This is a genomic window from Bacteroides sp. An322, from assembly GCF_002161765.1.
Lineage (GTDB): Bacteria > Bacteroidota > Bacteroidia > Bacteroidales > Bacteroidaceae > Phocaeicola > Phocaeicola merdavium.
This window is the reverse complement of sequence record NZ_NFIN01000002.1, coordinates 209,280-228,657: the sequence shown is the minus strand read 5'-3', so window position 1 is coordinate 228,657 and position 19,378 is coordinate 209,280. Positions and strand designations below refer to the sequence as shown.

The window sequence follows — 19,378 nt, the reverse complement described above, 5'->3', positions numbered from 1 at the left end:
TGCTCTTTACAAACTCCTGAATCTTAACGGGAACTACGGCTTGCGGCACCGTCATGCGGCGGCAACTCACTTCTTTCCAATTCCCTTTCTTGTCAAACTCTACCTTATCGCCGTTGATAAACACTACATCGTAAGAAGAATCGAGAAACTCTTTCTCCATCTTCACAAAGGCTACTTTCGCATCGGAGAAATGCTGCTTGATAAAAGTTTGGGCAGTAGCCGGAAGCTGTTCGAAAGCAATTGGTTTGTCATTGTCCGCCATTGCCACTTGCATCGTAAATAAACTCACTAATAAAAACATCCACTTTTTCATAAGGCTTACTTTTTAAAGGGTTAATGATTCGTTTCGTTTAATTTTCTAATGCAAAGCAAAGCAACAAATCTGAAAGAATTTAGGAATTGAAAGAGTTATACGAGGAATTAACGTATTTTGACGTATTAAGAAAAAACAAATGCAAAGACGCCAAAACGCAGAAATAATATTAATTCACTTTGCGCTTTTGCGTCTCTGCATTCAATTTTAAAACTACTCTTGCGCACTTTTCTTCATCCGAAGCTCGTAAAGGTCGCTCCGGCGATCGCGCAAGTTGCGTACGCTTCCGTATGTGTGAAGCTCGTTCAACAAGTCAAGATCGACATCCGAAACGAGAATCATTTCAGTGTTTGGCGTAGCTTCGGCACGCTTGCCATCGGTGGGAAAAGCAAAATCGCAAGGGGTAAACACACCCGACTGAGCATATTGGATGTCCATGTTGTGCACACGAGGCAGATTACCCACACTACCGGCTATCACCACAAAACACTCGTTCTCAATGGCACGTGCCTGAGCACAGACCCTAACACGCGAATAACCGTTTTGCGTATCGGTAAGGAAAGGCACAAAAAGAATTTGCATCCCTTGGTCTGCCATCAGACGGGAAAGTTCGGGGAACTCCACATCGTAACAAATCAACACGCCTATCTTGGCACAATCGGTATCAAAAGTGCGTACCATCTTGCCTCCGCTTAACCCCCAACTCTTTACCTCATCGGGCGTGACGTGCACTTTTTCGTACATCTCTACCGTACCGTCCCGCCGACAAAGGAAACCCACATTATACAAGCTTCCGTCTTCTTTTACATAAGGCATACTTCCGGTAATAATATTGATGTTGTAACTGATGGCAAGCTCCATAAAGCGGTCTCGCACTTCTTCGGTGTATTGTGCCAAAGCACGGATGGATTGCGCTTCACCCATATCGTTAAACTTTGCCATCAAAGGCGCGTTGAAGTATTCAGGGAAAAGAACAAAATCGCTTTTATAGCCCGACACGGCATCGACGAAGAATTCTACTTGTTCGAACACATCATCAAGTGTCTTGTAAGAACGCATCTGCCATTGTACCAAACCGACACGCACCGTGGTTTTCTTGTCGACATACGAATCTGTAGGCGGCTGGTAATAGATGTTATCCCACTGAAGAAGCGTAGCGCAATGACGCGACTCCTCATCATTGGGCAAATAATTGCGCATCACGCGGCGCACGTGAAAATCATTCGAAAGCTGGAAAGTGAGCACTGGGTCGTAGATTTCACGCAAGCGTACCTTTTCAATGTATTCCTTGGGACGCATCGTATCGGCATACTTGTAATAGTTAGGGATACGTCCGCCGAACATAATGGCTTTCAAGTTCAGCTTCTCGCAAAGCTCCTTGCGGTAATCATACATTCGGCGTGCCAGCCGGAGCCCACGGTATTCGGGATGGATAAACACCTCGATGCCATAAAGGATATTCCCTTTCGGGTTGTGGGTATTGAACGTCTCGTTCCCCGTCACTTTAGCGTAAGTATGATCCCCTTTCACCATATCGTAATCGACAATAATCGAAAGGGCACATCCTACGATTTTGTCATCTGCCACGGTCACAATCTGCCCTTCGGGGAAAATGGTTATCAGTTTCTTTATCTGGGCACGTGTCCAGAATACATCTTTGTCGGCATACACACGTGTGAACGATTGCGCCAACTGGTCGTAATCCTCCATACGGAGATTACGGATTTCAATCTTGTTGATTTTATGTGTCTGTTCCATAAGTGTTTATAGTTAATAATTCATAGTTGACAGTTCATAATTGATAGTTAAATCAGATATTATCAACTATAAACTGCAACTATCAACTAATCTCAGTTTCTCACTAAATAAAGCCGGTCGGTGATGCAGGCGGGAAGTTCTTCCTGATAGTGCGTCACCATGATGAGTGTCTTATCCATACGCTCGCAAAAGGCTTCGATGATGTCTTTCACCATTCTCCGGTTATACAAGTCGAGTCCGTGGAGCGGTTCATCCAATATCAGAAGTTCGGGATCTTTTACGAAAGCACGCGCCAACAAGACCAAACGTTGCTCTCCGCTGGAAAGCTGAAGGAAACTACGGTCTTTCAAATCAAGAATGCCGAAGATATCCATCCACCATTCACATACTTTCCGCTCGGTTTCATTCGATTTCTTATAAAGTCCGATGGAATCGTGCAAGCCGCTCGCCACAATATCAATGGCAGGCAAATTCTTCAAGTATGCCCGGTGCATTTCAGGACTAACATAGCCAATATGCTTCTTAATTTCCCAAATGCTCTCCCCGCTCCCGCGCTTCCGCCCGAAAAGCGAAATATCACACGCATAGCTTTGGGGATTGTCGGCACATACAAGGCTGAGCAAGGTGGACTTCCCTGACCCATTGTCTCCGCTCAATGCCCATTTCTCGCCGCACCTTACCGTCCAATCCAGATCTTTTAATATTGTACGTTCGCCATAGCAGATGCTTACCTTACGAAGGTCAACAATATGTTCGGTGTGATACAGATTATTGGCATAAGGCAAGTTCAGAATGCGTTCACGCTTTTCTTCTGACAATACGTGAGGAGGGATTGCGGGACATGATGCCAAGTATTCCGAGAGCGTCATTTTAGTTCCGCAAGTACGGTCAAATACCGGCACTACGTGGGTGATGAAGGAAGGGATATCGTCCGATTTCGAGAGCACAAGGATGATTTGCAGGTCAGCCATTTCTGTCAATTTCTTCAAGAGCACTTGTAGCAAGTCGCGTGTCTTAGCATCCAGTCCGATGAAAGGATTATCCATAATCAATACCCGCGGATGGCTCAAGAGGGTCTTAGTAAGCTGGAATTTCCGAAGCTCCCCACTCGAAAGCAGGATAATATGCTTGTCAAGCATTGCCTCTACCCCGAACAAGTCGAACAAAGTGCGTTTCAAGGCTTCGTCCTTGCACGGTGGAAGCAAATCACGCACCACGGGCGTATCGTCCACATCGTGCGTGTTCCATCGTTGCTGATAATAATACGTAGCGTCCGAATCGCCATACGAATCACGGAAAGTGATGTACTTGATGTTGTCGGACACCATTTTCGATGCAGATGGAGAGAAATCATACTTCACCTCGTTCATCATCAGGAGCGGATAACGTCCCGTAAGGGTATCGACCAAAAGGCTTTTCCCTCCTCCGTTCGGTCCCACGATAGCAATGTGCTCGTCCGCTCCGAATTGTAAGTTAATGGGTTCCCGCAAGCGGTATGCCGGATGCCGGGTTACACCATTTTCAATTGTAATGATATTTTGCATTGTTCTCTATTTTATATTTCATATCTTATCTTATTGATGAATGATTGTTGCCGAACGGGGAGATACCACCAATTGGTTCCCTACAACTGTTCCAAATCCCATAATCAAGTCTATCTTTCCGCCTTGGCACACAATCCAATATTTTCCTTCAGGAATATCCACCGTTACCGGCTCGGTCCGTGCATTCAATACTATAATCGTGTTCATCCATGCGTCTCCGCACGGATTTCCCTTCAAGCGGAAAGCCACTACATTCCTTGCCTCCACCGGAAGAAACTCCAAATGTTCCTTTATCAAACTGGTATCACCCATACGGAAAGCGGGATGTGCCTTGCGCATCGCTATCAGCCCCCGGTAATAATCGAAGACCTCCCGATGAAGCATCTTGTTGTGCCAATTGATAGCATTCACCTCATCAGATAGGTTATACGGATTCGGCTCACCCTTCCGGTCGCGTAAGAATTCGTCTCCTGCAAAAAGAAAAGGAATACCTTGCGAAGTTAGGATAGCCGTTGTACCTAACTTCTGCAACGCACACAACTCTTGCACGGAAGCACCGGGCAAAGTCGCCTTCAAACGGTCGGTAAGGCACAAATCATCATGGCAACTCACATAGCTGATAAATTGTGCAGGAGAAAGCGAAACCGAATCATTAGGAGTCAAAGGGTATACTCCACCCGACAAACCGAAGCGAATCCCCCGTTCATATCCCAGACGCCCAATAAGGAACGCCCCTTTCTTATCATCACCGAAAGGTCCGCGCAAGCTATCGCGAAACTCATCACGGAAAACCGCTATGCCAGGTATTTTATCTACATTCGCCTTCATGGCAAGACTATCTGGAGAAAGTCCGGGAGCCGACGCCGACCAACCTTCGCCTCCTATATAAATAGTAGGGTCAATGCGGTCGAGAGCACGACGCACAGCATTCATCGTTTCTATATCGTGCAGACCCATGAGATCGAAACGGAAACCATCGATGTGATATTCTTTTGCCCAATAGCATACAGACTCCACGATAAATCTCCGCATCATCGCCCGTTCACTGGCGGTCTCGTTTCCGCATCCCGAACCGTTGGCAAAGTTCCCGTCCGCATCCTTGCGATAGAAATAACCGGGAACGGTACGCTCGAAGATTCCTCCTTGTGTGGTGAACGTATGGTTATAGACCACATCCATAATCACCCGAATACCCGCCTCATGCAAAGCTTGCACCATTTGCTTAAACTCACGGATGCGTGTTTCGGGAGTGTAAGGGTCGGTGGCATACGAACCTTCGGGCACGTTGTAGTTCTTCGGGTCATATCCCCAATTATATTGAATCCGTTCAGGTTTACTCTCGTCTATCGAAGCAAAATCCGCCACAGGCATCAATTGGACATGAGTCACACCCAATTCCTTCAAATGAGCAAGTCCCGTCCGTTCGCCCGTCCATGTATGCGTGCTATCTTCCGCCAACGCCAAATACTTGCCTCGATGCTTCATTCCGCCTACGGTATCAGCAGAGAAGTCGCGCAGATGCAGCTCGTAAATCACCATATCCGAAAAGCTTTTCAAGGGAGGACGCTTATCCTGCTCCCATCCTTCGGGGTCGGTAGTCCGCATATCGAGGATAGCCGCCCGATTCCCGTTCACTCCTACCGCCTTTGCCCATAATCCGGGCGTATCACCTTGCCATGCATCATCTATCCGCACATTGAATGCGTAGAAATATCCTTTCAAATCGCCTTCTACCGACACTTTCCACATTCCGTCCTCCGCAGGTTGCATATCAATCATCCACTTAGCAGAACCTCCTTGTCCCGTTTCGTAGACCAGCACCCGCACCGCTTGAGCGGTAGGTGCCCACAAGGCAAAATCAGTACGTGCAGGAGTGTACTCCATCTCTTCCCACACCCCTTTATACACCGGATATTCCTCGTAAGAAGCATACGAAGCGGCATGCGGGCGGCAAGCGGAAATCATCGTGACCAGTATTGCCATCAGTACTATCGGTTTAATGTTCATAGTTATTCTTGTTTTTCACCACAGATTACACATTTTATCAATGAATTACATTTCTCTTCATTATCTAATCACTTATTTTAATCTGTGTAATCTGTGGTGAACCCATTTTCATTTCACAATCTTCTCCGGGTGCTTGCGGATATAATCTTTCCACCCCGAATAAGCATCGGGAAGCGAGGGACGCCCCATCTGCAGGTAATGGCAATATGCGGCACCCAAGGCATCGGTAGCATCCATGAAAGGACCCATTTCCGATTCAGGAATGTGAAGCATCCGTTTCAGCATACTTGCCACTTGCTCCTTGCTCGCCTGTCCGTTTCCCGTTATCGCCATTTTGATTTTCAAAGGCGCATATTCGGTCACGGGAATATCCCGGCATAGGGCAGCCACTATCGCCACACCTTGCGCCCGCCCTAACTTCAACATTGACTGGACGTTCTTGCCATAAAAAGGAGCTTCGATAGCAAGTTCATCGGGCAAATACGAAGATATAACGCCCTGCACCCGCTGGTAGATGTGCTTTAATTTCAAGTATGGGTCTTCACACTTACGCAGGTCTATCACGCCTAACGTCATCACCTCAGGCTTGATGCCGGTCACCTTCAGCACCCCATACCCCATGATGTTCGTACCGGGGTCGATGCCCAAGATAATCTTTTCCTTTACGGGCTGTATCACGCTATGACCTCCATCAAGGTAGGAAAACCGATAACCTTGTCTTTAAATGTCTTCATCAGTTCCTCGTTCAGGCGTGCTCCCGTCTGCGTATGCCAGCGGTGGAGCGCGGCACTATCTTCCACTTCCCATTGCACGGAGAAACACTCGCTATCTTGCTCCTTATGACTCAAGATACGCAAGATGCGGGGATTCTTCAACTCACCCGATTTCTCCGCTTCGGGTATATAACATTCGTGAAGCCAAATGACGAAATTGCGTGCGTCCGCTAACTCCACATGATAAGTCGTATTATAAATCAGCATAAATTTCTTTTTTCCAGCAAAGGTACGAATAAATGAAAAATGAAGAATAAAGAATAAAGAATTTATTTTTGTGCATAGTCCAAGATTTAGTAAAACAACTCATTTTTCGTACTATTCTTCTACAAATATAGAAATAATTCCTACAACATATACACAAACAAGCATAATTTTATTACTTTTGCGCACAATTACACGACAATTGTGCAATTCATAACAAAAATGGAAACCAAGGAAAGCCTAATACAACTGATAGAAGAAAGCGTCCGCCAGAACTGGAACTTGGACGCAATGACCGATTACAAAGGAGCCACCCTACAATATCGTGATGTGGCACGTAAGATAGAAAAGATGCATATTCTTTTCGAGTTTGCCGGAATAAAGCCAGGAGACAAAATTGCTCTGTGTGGACGAAACAGTGCCAACTGGACCGCTGTATTCTTAAGCATCATTACCTATGGAGCTGTGGCAGTACCCATTCTTCACGAATTCAAAGCGGATAATGTACACAATATCGTCAATCACTCCGAAGCCCGCATGATGTTTGTAGGTGACCAGGTATGGGAAAACTTCAATGAAGCTGCTATGCCTCATTTGGAAGGCATTATTGAATTGAAGAATTTCGATCTCGTTGTGTCGCGTTCCAAACAACTCACCTACGCCCGTGAACACCTAAATGAAGAGTTCGGAAAACGATATCCGTGCCGTTTTCGAGCCGAAAACGTTTCTTATCGACGTGAAGACCCTGAAGAACTGGCAGTCATCAACTATACCTCCGGTACCACAGGATATTCAAAAGGCGTGATGCTCCCCTACCGCTGCATCACTTCAAATATCCAGCACATCCGCATGAAAGTGGGACTTCAGCCGGGAGATAACGTGGTATCAATGCTCCCGTTAGGACACATCTTCGGACTGACCTTTGATTTCCTTTATGGTGTAACTGCTGGTGTACATTTGTGGTTCCTCACCCGTATGCCATCGCCTAAAATTATTGCCGAATCGTTCTCAGAAATACGTCCTCGTGTCATTGCGTGCGTACCTCTCATCGTGGAAAAGATATTCAAGAAGAACATTCTTCCGAAAGTAGATAACAAATTAGGCAAGCTCTTACTGAAACTTCCAATTGTAAGCGATAAAATAAAAGAACAAATACGCACCCAAGCAATGGAAGTATTCGGCAACAATTTTATCGAAATCGTCATCGGAGGCGCGCCTTTCAATGCCGAGGTGGAAGCCTTCCTGCGCAAGATAAATTTCCCCTATACTATCGCTTATGGTATGACCGAAGCTGCCCCACTCATCTGCCATAGCCGATGGGATGAAATTGAATACACCTCATGCGGAAAGACCGTAATAAACATGGAGACTAAAGTACTTTCACCCGACCCTGAACGCATTCCCGGAGAATTGGTATGCCGTGGGGAAAACGTCATGTCGGGTTACTTTAAAAATCCTGAAGCCACCGCCCAAGCCATTGATGCTGAAGGTTGGCTTCACACGGGTGATATGGCGATAAAAGATGCCGAAGGGAACATCTTCATCAAGGGACGATGCAAAAACATGCTTCTCACAGCATCAGGCCAAAACATTTACCCCGAAGAAATCGAAGCGCGCCTAAACAACATGCCTTTCGTTGGCGAATCGCTCGTTCTGCTTTCAGGAGACAAGCTCATTGCCTTAGTTTATCCTGACCATGAAGAAACCTTTGCCCACGGACTAAGCAAAACCCAATTGGAACAAGTGATGGAAGTGAATCGAGGCGAATTAAACAAGCAATTACCTGCCTACTCACAAATCACTCGCATTCGCCTCTATCCCGAGGAATTCGAAAAGACGGCAAAGAAGAGCATCAAACGTTTCCTTTATCAGAACATCGAGGAATAAGCCCGTAGCGGCAATCATTAATTATTCGGCTAACCCAATAGCCAAACCTAACTTTAATTGAGAGTTTCTGCTTATTAACGGATTTTACTCTTAAATTTGTTTATGCCAAAATATAAGCGTATATTTGTAGAGAGTAAAAAATGAAAGCAGAATAACAAATGACTGATTATCCTCAATTATTAGTTTACAAAGCATCGGCAGGTTCAGGAAAGACCTTTACCCTTGCCATACACTATATCAAACAATTGGTGGAAGACCCAACAGCCTACCGCCGTATTTTGGCGGTGACTTTCACCAATAAAGCGACAGCTGAGATGAAGACTCGCATTCTGGAGCAACTATATGGACTGGGATATAATTTACCTACATCGGAAAGTTACCTAAACGAGTTAAAAAAAGCAAGTACGCTAAGCGAAACAGAAATACGGCAAGCAGCACGCCGGGCATTACACAACATCATCCACGACTATAACCGTTTTCGTATCGAGACCATTGATTCGTTCTTTCAAACGGTATTGCGTAACTTGGCACGCGAGTTGGAACTAGGTGCCAATATGACGGTAGAATTGAATAATATTGACGTACTCTCAGATGCCGTAGATGCAATGATAGAGAAATTAGACCGTCTTTCACCGGTGTTGAGTTGGCTGCTAGAATACATCGACCAACGTATTTCTGACGACAAACGTTGGGATATATCAAGTGAGATTAAAGGATTCGGGCGAAACATTCTTGATGAAGGATACATTGAAAAAGGAGAAGGATTGCGCAAGAAACTGGCAGACCCAACATTCATTCCTGCCTACCGCAAGAAATTGGAAATCCTGCGCAAAGATGTATTGGAACAGATGAAAAGCTTTAGCCAACAGTTCTTCGACACGCTGGAACTGAATAGACTAAGTCCTACCGATCTGAAAAATGGAGTACGTGGCATTAGCAGCTATTTTGATAAACTAAGTAAAGGAAAACTAAGCAATGATGTGCGTAACATCACAGTGGAAAATAGTTTGGCAAGTGCAGAAAACTGGGCGACAAAGACTTCACCCAAACGTACCGAAATACTTGCCTTAGCTACACAAGAATTAATACCTTTACTGAATACCGCCGAAGAATTCCGCATGAAAAATAACCTGATAGCTAATTCGTGCGACCTCTCACTCCGGTACTTGAATAATCTGCGCCTGCTTGCTCATATCGACAAGGAACTACGATTGCAAAACCAACAGCACAACCGTTTTCTCCTTTCAGATACAAATGCCTTACTACACAGCTTGATAAACGAAGGTGATGCTGCGTTTGTTTATGAAAAAATAGGCACCAGCATTGATACGGTGATGATAGACGAATTTCAAGATACTTCACGTATGCAATGGGAAAACTTCCATCTGCTTTTAGAAGAAAGCTTGGCACAACGAGAAGGAAGCCTCATCGTAGGAGACATCAAACAAAGTATCTACCGCTGGCGGAACGGAGACTGGAAAATACTAGCAGGACTGAATGCCGATCCTACTTTACGCATCCGCGAATTGACCTTACAAACCAACTGGCGAAGTGAGGCACGCATTGTACGCTTTAATAATGCCCTTTTCACTTCAGCCTGCCAAGCACTGAACCAACGTTATGAAGAAGAAAAAGGAGAATCGTGCCTGCCCTTACTTAACGCTTATAGCGATGTATGCCAACAGACCGCAAAACAGAGTGAAAAAGGATATGTAAAGCTTACTTTTCTCACCGATACCGAAGAATTGACCTATACCGAAGCAACTCTAGAAGAACTAGCAAAAGAAACCGACTCGCTCATCCGACAAGGAGTCCGTACAAATGACATTGCTATTCTGGTACGCAAGAACAAAGTAATTCCCGCCATAGCTGATTATTTCGATAAGCATACGCCCTACCGCATCGTATCCGATGAAGCTTTCCGGCTAGATGCCTCATTAGCAGTATGTATGATGATAGACGGACTGCGTTATCTCACTTCCCTCGAAGACCGTATTGCGGGAGCACGCCTTGCCGTGGCATACCAACATGAAATTCTGCATACCTGCACAGAGTTAAATCAAATTTTGCAAGACAATATCAAAGCTTATCTGCCATCCGGTTTTACAGAACATATACCTGAATTGCGCCTGATGCCCCTATATGAACTGTTAGAGAAACTTTTCATCCTGTTCGATATGGAAAAAATCAATCATCAGGATGCTTATCTTTGCGCCTTCTATGATGCTGTGACCGAATATGTACAACAACACTCATCGGAACCTACCGCTTTCATTGCTTATTGGGACGAACGTCTACACGAAAAAACTATCCCTTCAGGCGAGATAGAAGGTATTCGCATCCTCTCCATTCACAAGTCGAAAGGATTAGAGTTCCATACCGTCCTGATTCCTTTTTGCGATTGGAAAATGGAAAACGAAACCAACAACCATCTGATATGGTGTCAAGCCCAAGCCGATGCTCCAGAACCGTTTAACCAATTAGACCTTGTTCCGGTAAACTATTCTTCAGCCATGAAGGAATCGGTATTTAACGAAAACTACTGGGATGAACGCCTTCAATTATGGGTAGACAATTTGAACCTGCTTTATGTAGCATTCACCCGCGCCTGCAAGAATCTCATCGTTTGGGGAAGAACTGGAAACCGCCAAAAGGGAACCGTAGCTGAATTGCTGGAACAAACAGCTCCCCTGCTTCCAATATGGAAAAAACAAGAAGAAACCAAAGAAGACATTCCAGCCACATATTCTTTCGGCGAACGTTGCCTTTCGGAAACGAATAAAGAAAAACAGACTGACAATCCGTTGGCTACTTTGCCCGAAAGTATCACCGTACGAGTAGAATCGATAGAAACGCCCATCGAATTCAAACAATCAAACCAATCGGCAGATTTTATCCAAAACGAAGATGAAGACGAAAAAGAACAGAAACGTTATATCCGGCAAGGACAATTGCTACATCGAGTCTTTGCTTCTATCCGCACTGGACAAGAATTGCCACAAGCCTTGGCACGCCTAACCTTTGAAGGAATATTAGAATCAAAGGAACAAGCGGAACAAATCGAGAAACTGGCACGCTGGGCACTTGCTCATCCGCAGGTAAAGGACTGGTATGACGGAACATGGGACTTATATAATGAATGCAGCATCATCTATACCGATAAGGCAGGCAACTTCCAAACCCGACGCCCTGACCGAGTCATGATGAAAGGCAAAAAAGTAATCGTAGTTGATTTCAAGTTCGGAAAAAAGAAAGAAAACTATAACCGCCAAGTTAAAGAATACATGAACCTGCTTACCAGTATGGGATACGCCGATGTGAAAGGGTATTTGTGGTATGTATTCGAGAACGAATTGGAGAAAGTATGATTGATTTAAAAGCACTAAATATCGACAAACAAAATGAAAACATTTCTGCAAGAAGTAGCACACGATTTATATCAGAAGACTGGAGGTGATTTTAGCCATGTTGCGGTGGTCTTCCCCAACAAACGTGCCAGCTTGTTTTTCAACGAACACCTGGTACAGGAAAGTGAACGTCCCCTTTGGTCACCCTCCTATATCAGCATCAGCGAATTGTTCCGCCAAAACTCTCCGTGGCAAACCGGAGACCCCATTAAACTAATATGCGACTTATATAAAATATTCCGTCAAGTGACTGGAAGTACCGAACCCCTTGATGACTTTTATTTTTGGGGAGAAATGCTGATAGCTGATTTCGATGATGCCGATAAGAACATGGCAGATACCGATGCCTTATTCAGTAATCTAAAAGACCTAAATGCATTGACGGATAATTACGATTTTTTGGAAGAAGGACAAAAAGAAGCCCTTGCGCAATTCTTCCATAATTTCTCCATTGACCGCGTGACCGAACTGAAGCAACGTTTTATCTCGATATGGGATACGTTAGGGGACATCTACACCCGTTATAAAGCATTACTCGAAAATCAAGGCATTGCTTACGAAGGCATGATGTACCGGCAAGTCATCGAAACAATGGATATCGAACAACTTCCTTATAAGACATACGTTTTTGTAGGATTCAACGTATTAAATAAGGTAGAGCATACGCTTTTCAAAAAATTAAACGATGCGGGAAAAGCCTTATTCTACTGGGATTACGATACATTTTATATGGAACGTACTCCTCATGAGGCTGGCGAATTTATCCGCAGGAATCTACGCGATTTTCCTTCGGAACTTCCTCCCACATTGTTCAAGAACCTAAACCGTTCTAAAGAAATAATCTTTGCCGAATCGCCCACCGAAAACGGACAAGTGCGATTTTTGCCTCAATGGCTCCGCCAAAACCTGACCGAGAAAGAAAAAGAAACTGCCGTAGTGCTTTGCAATGAAGCTTTACTCCAGCCAGTGCTCCATTCACTCCCGGAAAATGTAAACCACATCAACATCACCATGGGATTCCCGCTTTCGCAAACTCCTGCCTATAGCTTCGTAAATGCCTTGTTGGAGCTTCATACTTCCGGTTACGATACCCGGAACGGACGTTATCATTTTGCCGAAACGGTAAGTCTTCTAAAACATCCCTATACCCGCCTGCTTTCTCCCGAAGCGGAAAAATTAGAGATAGAACTGACCAAAAACAACCGTTTTTATCCCTTTCCGTCCGAACTGGGAAAAGACGAAGCATTGGAATTACTTTTTAAGCCTTGCAATTCCAATGAAACACTATGCAACACGCTTTCGAAAGCGTTAGAACAAGTCGCCTTGCTTTATCAAAGACAACAAACAGATGAAAAAAATGCATTCGACCAACTCTACCGCGAAGCTTTATTCAAAACTTATACCTTGACCAACCGCTTCCATACTTTGCTCGAAAATAAAGAATTCAATGTGAAACCCGATACCTTCCAGCGCTTGCTAACCCGTGTCATGGCTTCTTCCAGCATCCCGTTCCATGGCGAACCAGCCATCGGCTTGCAAGTAATGGGCGTATTAGAGACCCGAAATCTAGACTTCCGCCATTTGATTATGCTTTCAGTCAACGAAGGAAAACTTCCTAAAACGGGAAGCGATGCTTCGTTTATTCCTTATAATTTGCGGAAAGCCTTCGGCATGACCACCATCGACCATAAGATAGCCGTCTATGCCTACTATTTCTACCGCCTCCTGCAACGCACGGAGAAAGCCACATTAGTATTCAATACCGCCACTGATGGCATCAATCGGGGCGAGATGTCACGCTTCATGCTCCAATTCCTTATTGAATGGGGTTATCCCATACGCCGCATCCGGTTGGAAACCGCCCAATCGCCTCAAGGCTCTACACCCATTCGTATCGAAAAAAATCCAGATGTCTTACTTCGTATGAGGCAAAGTTTCGACTTGAAAAACAATCCCAATGCCGTACTTTCGCCCTCTGCCTTAAATACATATTTGGACTGCCCACTGAAATTCTATTATAAATATGTAGCACGCCTAAGCACTCCCGATGAAGTTACATCTGAAATCGATGCTGCTACGTTTGGCAGTATCTTTCACTATGCCGCCGAACATATTTATAAAGATTTGACCGCACACGGAAAAGTCATCAACAAAGAAGCACTCGAAAAACTATTGAAAGATGAAATTCGTTTACAAACATACGTAGACAATGGTTTCAAGAAACTCTTTTTCCACCTTCCTCTTGAAGAGAAACCAGAGTATAATGGAATTCAACTCATCAACTCTGCTGTAATCCTGCGTTATATCAAGCAACTGCTTGGCAAAGACATGAACTATGCACCTTTTACGTTCATCAATTCGGAATACCCAGTACAAGAAGATATTGAAATTCATTCAACAGCAGGCACATTCCGTTCACGCATCGGAGGTACAATCGACCGTTTGGACTTGAAAGATAATATCTTCCGTATCGTAGACTATAAAACAGGAGGTCATGCCGATACCCCATTAAATGTAGAATCACTTTTCACCCCTGATGCCAAACGGTCGAATTATGTGTTCCAAACCTTCCTCTATGCCGCTATCGTATGCCGGATGTTACGGGAAAAGCACGATGACCGCCAAGTAGCACCCTCACTTTTGTACATCCACCAAGCGGCATCCGAAGATTATACTCCGATTATCCGAATGGGTGAACCACGGAAAACCGAACCTGTAGAAGATTTTGCAAAATATGAAGCAGAATTCCGAAACAACCTGGACCAATTGCTCACGCATATCTTCTCTCCAGAAATACCGTTCACACAAACCGAAGAAACCGACAAATGCGCATTTTGTGACTTTAAGGGATTATGCAAAAGAAGTTAAAATGCAAAGAAATTCATAAGAACGGCTCAACAAAATAGAAGAACAATACGTTATATAAATGTTTTTCATAGTAATTTCAATTTTAGTCCCAGCTTGTGAAAGTCCGGACTGAAAGAGACAAAAGCGTTTGCCTCTTATAGAAAAAGAGATTGCCTTCCCCTGCAATCTCTTTTTTCTTTTACTTATTTATAAGAAATAACTACAAAATCTGTAAATAAGGAGACTAGGAAAAAGCATTTTTTCTTTACCTTTGAAGACACATTAAAATCATAACACATATGGAAAACTATCTTTTCTGGATTGCTCCAGCCGCCTCGTTCCTGGCACTGGCTTTGGCAGCTTTCTTCTACAAGCAAATGAAAGAAGAAAGCGAAGGAACACCCGAAATGCAGGAAATCGCTGAACACGTAAGACGCGGTGCCATGTCATACCTCAAACAACAATACAAAGTGGTGACAATGGTATTCATTGGACTAGCTATTATGTTTGCTATCATGGCTTACGGATTCAATCTTCAAAACCATTGGGTTCCCGTAGCATTCCTTACCGGAGGTTTCTTCTCCGGATTATCCGGCTATTTAGGTATGAAAACTGCAACATACGCATCGGCACGTACAGCCAATGCCGCACGAAGTTCACTTGACAAAGGCTTGCGCATCGCTTTCCGGAGCGGAGCTGTCATGGGGTTGGTTGTAGTAGGATTAGGACTATTCGATATATCTTTTTGGTATTTACTTCTGGAATGGTGTATCCCCGATGATATGCTAAACCCGACTTCAAAACTTTGTGTCATCACTACCACGATGCTAACCTTCGGAATGGGAGCTTCTACACAAGCCCTCTTTGCCCGTGTAGGCGGAGGTATCTATACAAAAGCAGCCGATGTAGGAGCCGACCTTGTAGGAAAAGTAGAAGCCGGAATTCCCGAAGATGACCCGCGCAATCCTGCGACGATCGCCGATAATGTAGGAGATAATGTAGGAGATGTAGCTGGAATGGGTGCCGACCTTTACGAATCCTATTGCGGTTCTATCTTAGCAACTTCTGCTTTAGGTGCAGCGGCTTTCATCGGATACAACAACACAGAAATGCAATTTAAAGCGGTTATCGCTCCAATGCTGATTGCCGCTATCGGAATCATTCTATCCATCATCGGTATTTTTGCCGTTCGTACCCGTGAAAATGCTACAATGAAAGAACTTTTAAAAGCCTTATCAACAGGCACTAATTTAAGTTCTATCCTAATTATCATAGGCACTTTCCTTATCCTTTGGTTGCTTGATTTTGAAAATTGGGTAAATATCTCTTTAGCTGTAGTCATTGGCTTATTGGTGGGCATTATTATCGGACGCTCTACCGAATACTACACTTCCCAATCTTATAAACCGACCCAGAAACTTTCTGAAAGCGGCAAAACAGGACCGGCTACGGTTATTATTTCAGGTATCGGGCTAGGAATGATTTCCACCACAATTCCCGTCATCGCTGTTGTTGCGGGAATTATCCTTTCTTATTGGCTTGCTTCTGGATTCGACTTTACCAATATCGGAATGGGATTATATGGTATTGGCATCGCCTCGGTCGGCATGTTGTCTACTTTAGGCATCACCCTTGCTACAGATGCCTACGGTCCAATAGCTGACAATGCAGGAGGAAATGCCGAAATGAGTAAACTGGGCGAAGAAGTCCGCCGACGCACCGACGCACTCGATTCTCTAGGAAATACTACAGCTGCCACCGGAAAAGGATTTGCCATCGGTTCTGCAGCACTTACCGGACTTGCACTTTTAGCATCTTATATCGAAGAAATACGCATCGGTTTAGACCGTATCGGTACAACAATTCTCCAATTACCCAATAACATTGAAGTAGCGATCCATGAAGCAGGCTTCAGTGATTTCATGATATATTACGATGTGACACTAATGAATCCGAAAGTGCTTTCAGGCATGTTTATCGGAAGCATGATGGCTTTCTTATTCTGTGGATTGACCATGAATGCTGTAGGACGTGCTGCATCCAGTATGGTAGAAGAGGTCCGCAAGCAATTCCGCGAAATCAAAGGTATTTTGGAAGGGAAAGCCGAACCTGATTATGCCCGCTGTGTACAAATTTCTACCCAAGGCGCACAACGCGAAATGGTATTCCCCTCACTTCTTGCAATTATTGCCCCGATAGCTACCGGATTGATATTTGGTGTTCCAGGTGTTATCGGCTTGCTGATTGGCGGTCTTTCATCAGGCTTTGTATTGGCTATTTTCATGGCTAATGCAGGAGGCGCATGGGATAATGCTAAAAAATATGTAGAAGAAGGAAATTTCGGAGGAAAAGGGAGTGAAGTCCATCGTGCTACAGTAGTAGGCGATACAGTAGGCGATCCGTTCAAAGATACATCCGGTCCGAGCCTGAATATCCTCATCAAACTGATGAGTATGGTGGCTATTGTTATGGCAGGACTTACGGTATCCTGGAGCCTGTTCTAATAATATGTAAAAGAAGGGGTTGTCTCAAAAGCCCCCTCTTTCCTTTTTATAGCCAAGGCTTCACAATCTCTTCTGTTCTGTCCCAAAGTTCTTGCATCTGTACATGATGCACATATTTATCTGAAAGCCGTTTGGCATGACAACTTACATTCAATGTTCCGGTCCGCTTGCCTGCTTCTTCATCCAATAACAGATGAATAGCCGTAGCTGCTCCTTTTCGTGGAGTACGGATAAAAGGACGGAAAAGAATATCTGTCAACGGGTCAAACCATGCATGCATCGTAATGATATCAGTCGAAACGATACCCGGATCGGCTGCATTGACCACAATTCCCTTTTCACGCACACGATTAGCAAGATCGATAGTGAAAAGCGTCAGAGCTAATTTGGTATTGCTATAAATTGGAATACGCCAAAATGCGCCTTTCTTCCCCTTGGTAAAGAAATCAGGGAAATCCAGCCTGCCGATGGCATACGTACACGACACCATATTGACAATACGGCTTCCCTCTTTCATTAAAGGGAGCAATTTGCGCGTCAAGAGGTAATGCCCTACATAATTTACACTCACCGTTCGTTCTAATCCGTCTTCCGTGACATGCCTGCCCGTTTCCATTGTTCCGGCATCATTCATCAACAAGCTTACCGGCACATTCTCGGATAATAACCGCTCGGCAAAAGCCGAAACGGAAGCAAGCGAAGCCAAATCAAGTTCCCGTATTTCCAGTTGCAAGTCGTTTTGTTCCTGAAGCAACATCCGGCGTACTTCTTCTGCTTTCCAAGGACGGCAACTTGCCATTATCACTCGATAACCAGCCATAGCCACCGCACGAGTTATCTCCGTCCCCATACCTCCGTCGGCACCGGTGATAACCGCCAATTTCTTCTCATTTTCCATATCCTACCGCTTGTCTTTTCTCGATTTGTTCTATCTCTTTCTTCAGGCACGGAGGCAATTCTTCTTTCAAATGCTGATGACATGCCATTTCAATGGAATACATACGCGCGATGCAATAATTGCTATGCTTACAATTACACCGAGCATTTTCTTCTTCCCGCATACGGTTGACAAATCCCGGTTCATTCAGTAAAGCACGTGCCATTTGGACGGCTTCGAAACCGCAATCAAGCACTTCATCTATTTTTTCACGCGATACCAAACCGCCTACATAGACCAACGGCATCTTGATTTCTTTCCGGAACTTCAACGCATCTTCCAAGAAATAAGCCTCTTTGAAAGGAACAGTGGGAATCATCCACTTGCCTACCATTCGTACCCCATACTTCAACCACCAGCAGGTCATATAGTACGTCATCGTCCGGATAGGCATTTCGCCACGCATTACATACATCGGAGCCTTGCTCACGAATCCTCCACTCAATACCAACGCATGTGCGCCCGATTGCTCCAAACGCTTTGCCACTTGCAACGTTTCGTCCAGTTCCATACCTCCCTTGAATCCGTCACGCATGTTCATCTTGACCAATACTGCCATATCATTGCCCGCTGCCTTCATCACTTCGTCCATGACCATGTCCATGAAACGCATCCGATTCTGAAGCGAACCGCCATATTCATCTTTCCGGTGATTGGTAGACGGAGAAAGGAACTGGCTAATCAGATAACCATGGCCGGCATGAATCTCTACGGCATCAAAACCGGCTTCACGAGCCAAATTGACCGAACGTCCATACGCACGTGCCATTTCGGGCAACTCATCGGCACGAAGTCCGCGCACAAATGTAGGAGAATACAAATTAAATCCGCTGCTGGCACCTACAGGCGTACACCCACAAATGCTTTTATGTGACATATTTCCACAATGTCCCAACTGAATACCCGCGGCAGCCCCTTCTTTATGCACCGCATCGGTCAATTCACGCAAACCCGGAATAATCTCAGGACGCATCCACAACTGACGGTCGAAAGACAAACCGCTTTGCGTAACGGCAGCATACGCCACCGTAGTCATACCTACTCCGCCAGCCGCTACCGACCGATGATAATCCAGCAACATCTGCGAAGGTTTATTTCCCGGACACATACTCTCGAACGCTGCCGAACGAATCGTACGGTTACGCAACGTCAAAGGTCCTAATGTGACCGGAGTAAACAATTTCGAATCTTTCATAT

12 protein-coding genes are annotated in these 19,378 nt (G+C 44.8%); 4 read left to right on the top strand and 8 right to left on the bottom strand.

The window, feature by feature from the left end; genetic code table 11:
- The 6 genes from B5F91_RS01990 to B5F91_RS01965 all read right to left on the bottom strand — a co-directional run.
- A partial coding sequence (locus tag B5F91_RS01990) for a PepSY-like domain-containing protein (RefSeq protein WP_087427446.1) occupies positions 1-313 on the bottom strand: 313 nt, incomplete at its 3' end.
- 213 nt (positions 314-526) lie between these two features.
- Entirely contained in the window at positions 527-2,071 is a 1,545-nt protein-coding gene (locus tag B5F91_RS01985; RefSeq protein WP_087427423.1) for a carbon-nitrogen hydrolase family protein, read from the bottom strand.
- 92 nt (positions 2,072-2,163) lie between these two features.
- On the bottom strand, positions 2,164-3,615 hold the full coding sequence (locus B5F91_RS01980) for an ATP-binding cassette domain-containing protein (RefSeq protein ID WP_087427422.1): 1,452 nt from the start codon (positions 3,613-3,615) through the stop codon (positions 2,164-2,166).
- A 30-nt stretch (positions 3,616-3,645) separates the two neighbouring features.
- A complete protein-coding gene (gene pulA, locus B5F91_RS01975) occupies positions 3,646-5,622 on the bottom strand; it encodes a type I pullulanase (protein WP_087427421.1) in 1,977 nt (658 codons plus the stop codon).
- 108 nt (positions 5,623-5,730) lie between these two features.
- A complete protein-coding gene (ruvC, locus tag B5F91_RS01970; RefSeq protein WP_087427420.1) occupies positions 5,731-6,300 on the bottom strand; it encodes a crossover junction endodeoxyribonuclease RuvC in 570 nt (189 codons plus the stop codon).
- Entirely contained in the window at positions 6,297-6,602 is a 306-nt protein-coding gene (locus tag B5F91_RS01965) for a DUF4286 family protein (RefSeq protein ID WP_087427419.1), read from the bottom strand. Before B5F91_RS01965 ends, ruvC begins: the two co-directional genes overlap by 4 nt.
- Positions 6,603-6,821: 219 nt before the next feature.
- Between B5F91_RS01965 and B5F91_RS01960 the strand changes: the two genes are divergently transcribed.
- The 4 genes from B5F91_RS01960 (at position 6,822) to B5F91_RS01945 (ending at position 17,244) form a co-directional block, all read left to right on the top strand.
- Complete coding sequence (locus B5F91_RS01960; RefSeq protein WP_087427445.1) at positions 6,822-8,486, top strand: AMP-binding protein; 1,665 nt, start codon at positions 6,822-6,824, stop codon at positions 8,484-8,486.
- Between the two features lie 158 nt (positions 8,487-8,644).
- A complete protein-coding gene (locus B5F91_RS01955) occupies positions 8,645-11,854 on the top strand; it encodes a UvrD-helicase domain-containing protein (RefSeq protein WP_087427418.1) in 3,210 nt (1,069 codons plus the stop codon).
- Positions 11,855-11,887: 33 nt separating this feature from the next.
- Entirely contained in the window at positions 11,888-14,761 is a 2,874-nt protein-coding gene (locus tag B5F91_RS01950) for a PD-(D/E)XK nuclease family protein (RefSeq protein WP_087427417.1), read from the top strand.
- A 278-nt stretch (positions 14,762-15,039) separates the two neighbouring features.
- On the top strand, positions 15,040-17,244 hold the full coding sequence (locus B5F91_RS01945) for a sodium-translocating pyrophosphatase (RefSeq protein WP_087427416.1): 2,205 nt from the start codon (positions 15,040-15,042) through the stop codon (positions 17,242-17,244).
- Between the two features lie 46 nt (positions 17,245-17,290).
- Here B5F91_RS01945 and B5F91_RS01940 read toward each other — a convergent pair whose 3' ends face one another.
- Positions 17,291-18,142, bottom strand: a complete 852-nt coding sequence (locus tag B5F91_RS01940; protein ID WP_087427415.1) for an SDR family oxidoreductase — start codon at positions 18,140-18,142, stop codon at positions 17,291-17,293.
- Complete coding sequence (locus B5F91_RS01935; RefSeq protein WP_087427414.1) at positions 18,132-19,376, bottom strand: NADH:flavin oxidoreductase; 1,245 nt, start codon at positions 19,374-19,376, stop codon at positions 18,132-18,134. Before B5F91_RS01935 ends, B5F91_RS01940 begins: the two co-directional genes overlap by 11 nt.
- Between the last annotated feature and the right edge of the window lie 2 nt (positions 19,377-19,378).

Coding starts and splice junctions, on each gene's coding strand:
- B5F91_RS01955 (WP_087427418.1), top strand. CDS start 8,645: ATGACTGATTATCCTCAATTATTAGTTTACAAAGCATCGGCAGGTTCA.
- B5F91_RS01940 (WP_087427415.1), bottom strand. CDS start 18,142: ATGGAAAATGAGAAGAAATTGGCGGTTATCACCGGTGCCGACGGAGGT.
- pulA (WP_087427421.1), bottom strand. CDS start 5,622: ATGAACATTAAACCGATAGTACTGATGGCAATACTGGTCACGATGATT.
- B5F91_RS01965 (WP_087427419.1), bottom strand. CDS start 6,602: ATGCTGATTTATAATACGACTTATCATGTGGAGTTAGCGGACGCACGC.
- B5F91_RS01980 (WP_087427422.1), bottom strand. CDS start 3,615: ATGCAAAATATCATTACAATTGAAAATGGTGTAACCCGGCATCCGGCA.
- B5F91_RS01950 (WP_087427417.1), top strand. CDS start 11,888: ATGAAAACATTTCTGCAAGAAGTAGCACACGATTTATATCAGAAGACT.
- B5F91_RS01945 (WP_087427416.1), top strand. CDS start 15,040: ATGGAAAACTATCTTTTCTGGATTGCTCCAGCCGCCTCGTTCCTGGCA.
- B5F91_RS01960 (WP_087427445.1), top strand. CDS start 6,822: ATGGAAACCAAGGAAAGCCTAATACAACTGATAGAAGAAAGCGTCCGC.
- B5F91_RS01985 (WP_087427423.1), bottom strand. CDS start 2,071: ATGGAACAGACACATAAAATCAACAAGATTGAAATCCGTAATCTCCGT.
- B5F91_RS01935 (WP_087427414.1), bottom strand. CDS start 19,376: ATGAAAGATTCGAAATTGTTTACTCCGGTCACATTAGGACCTTTGACG.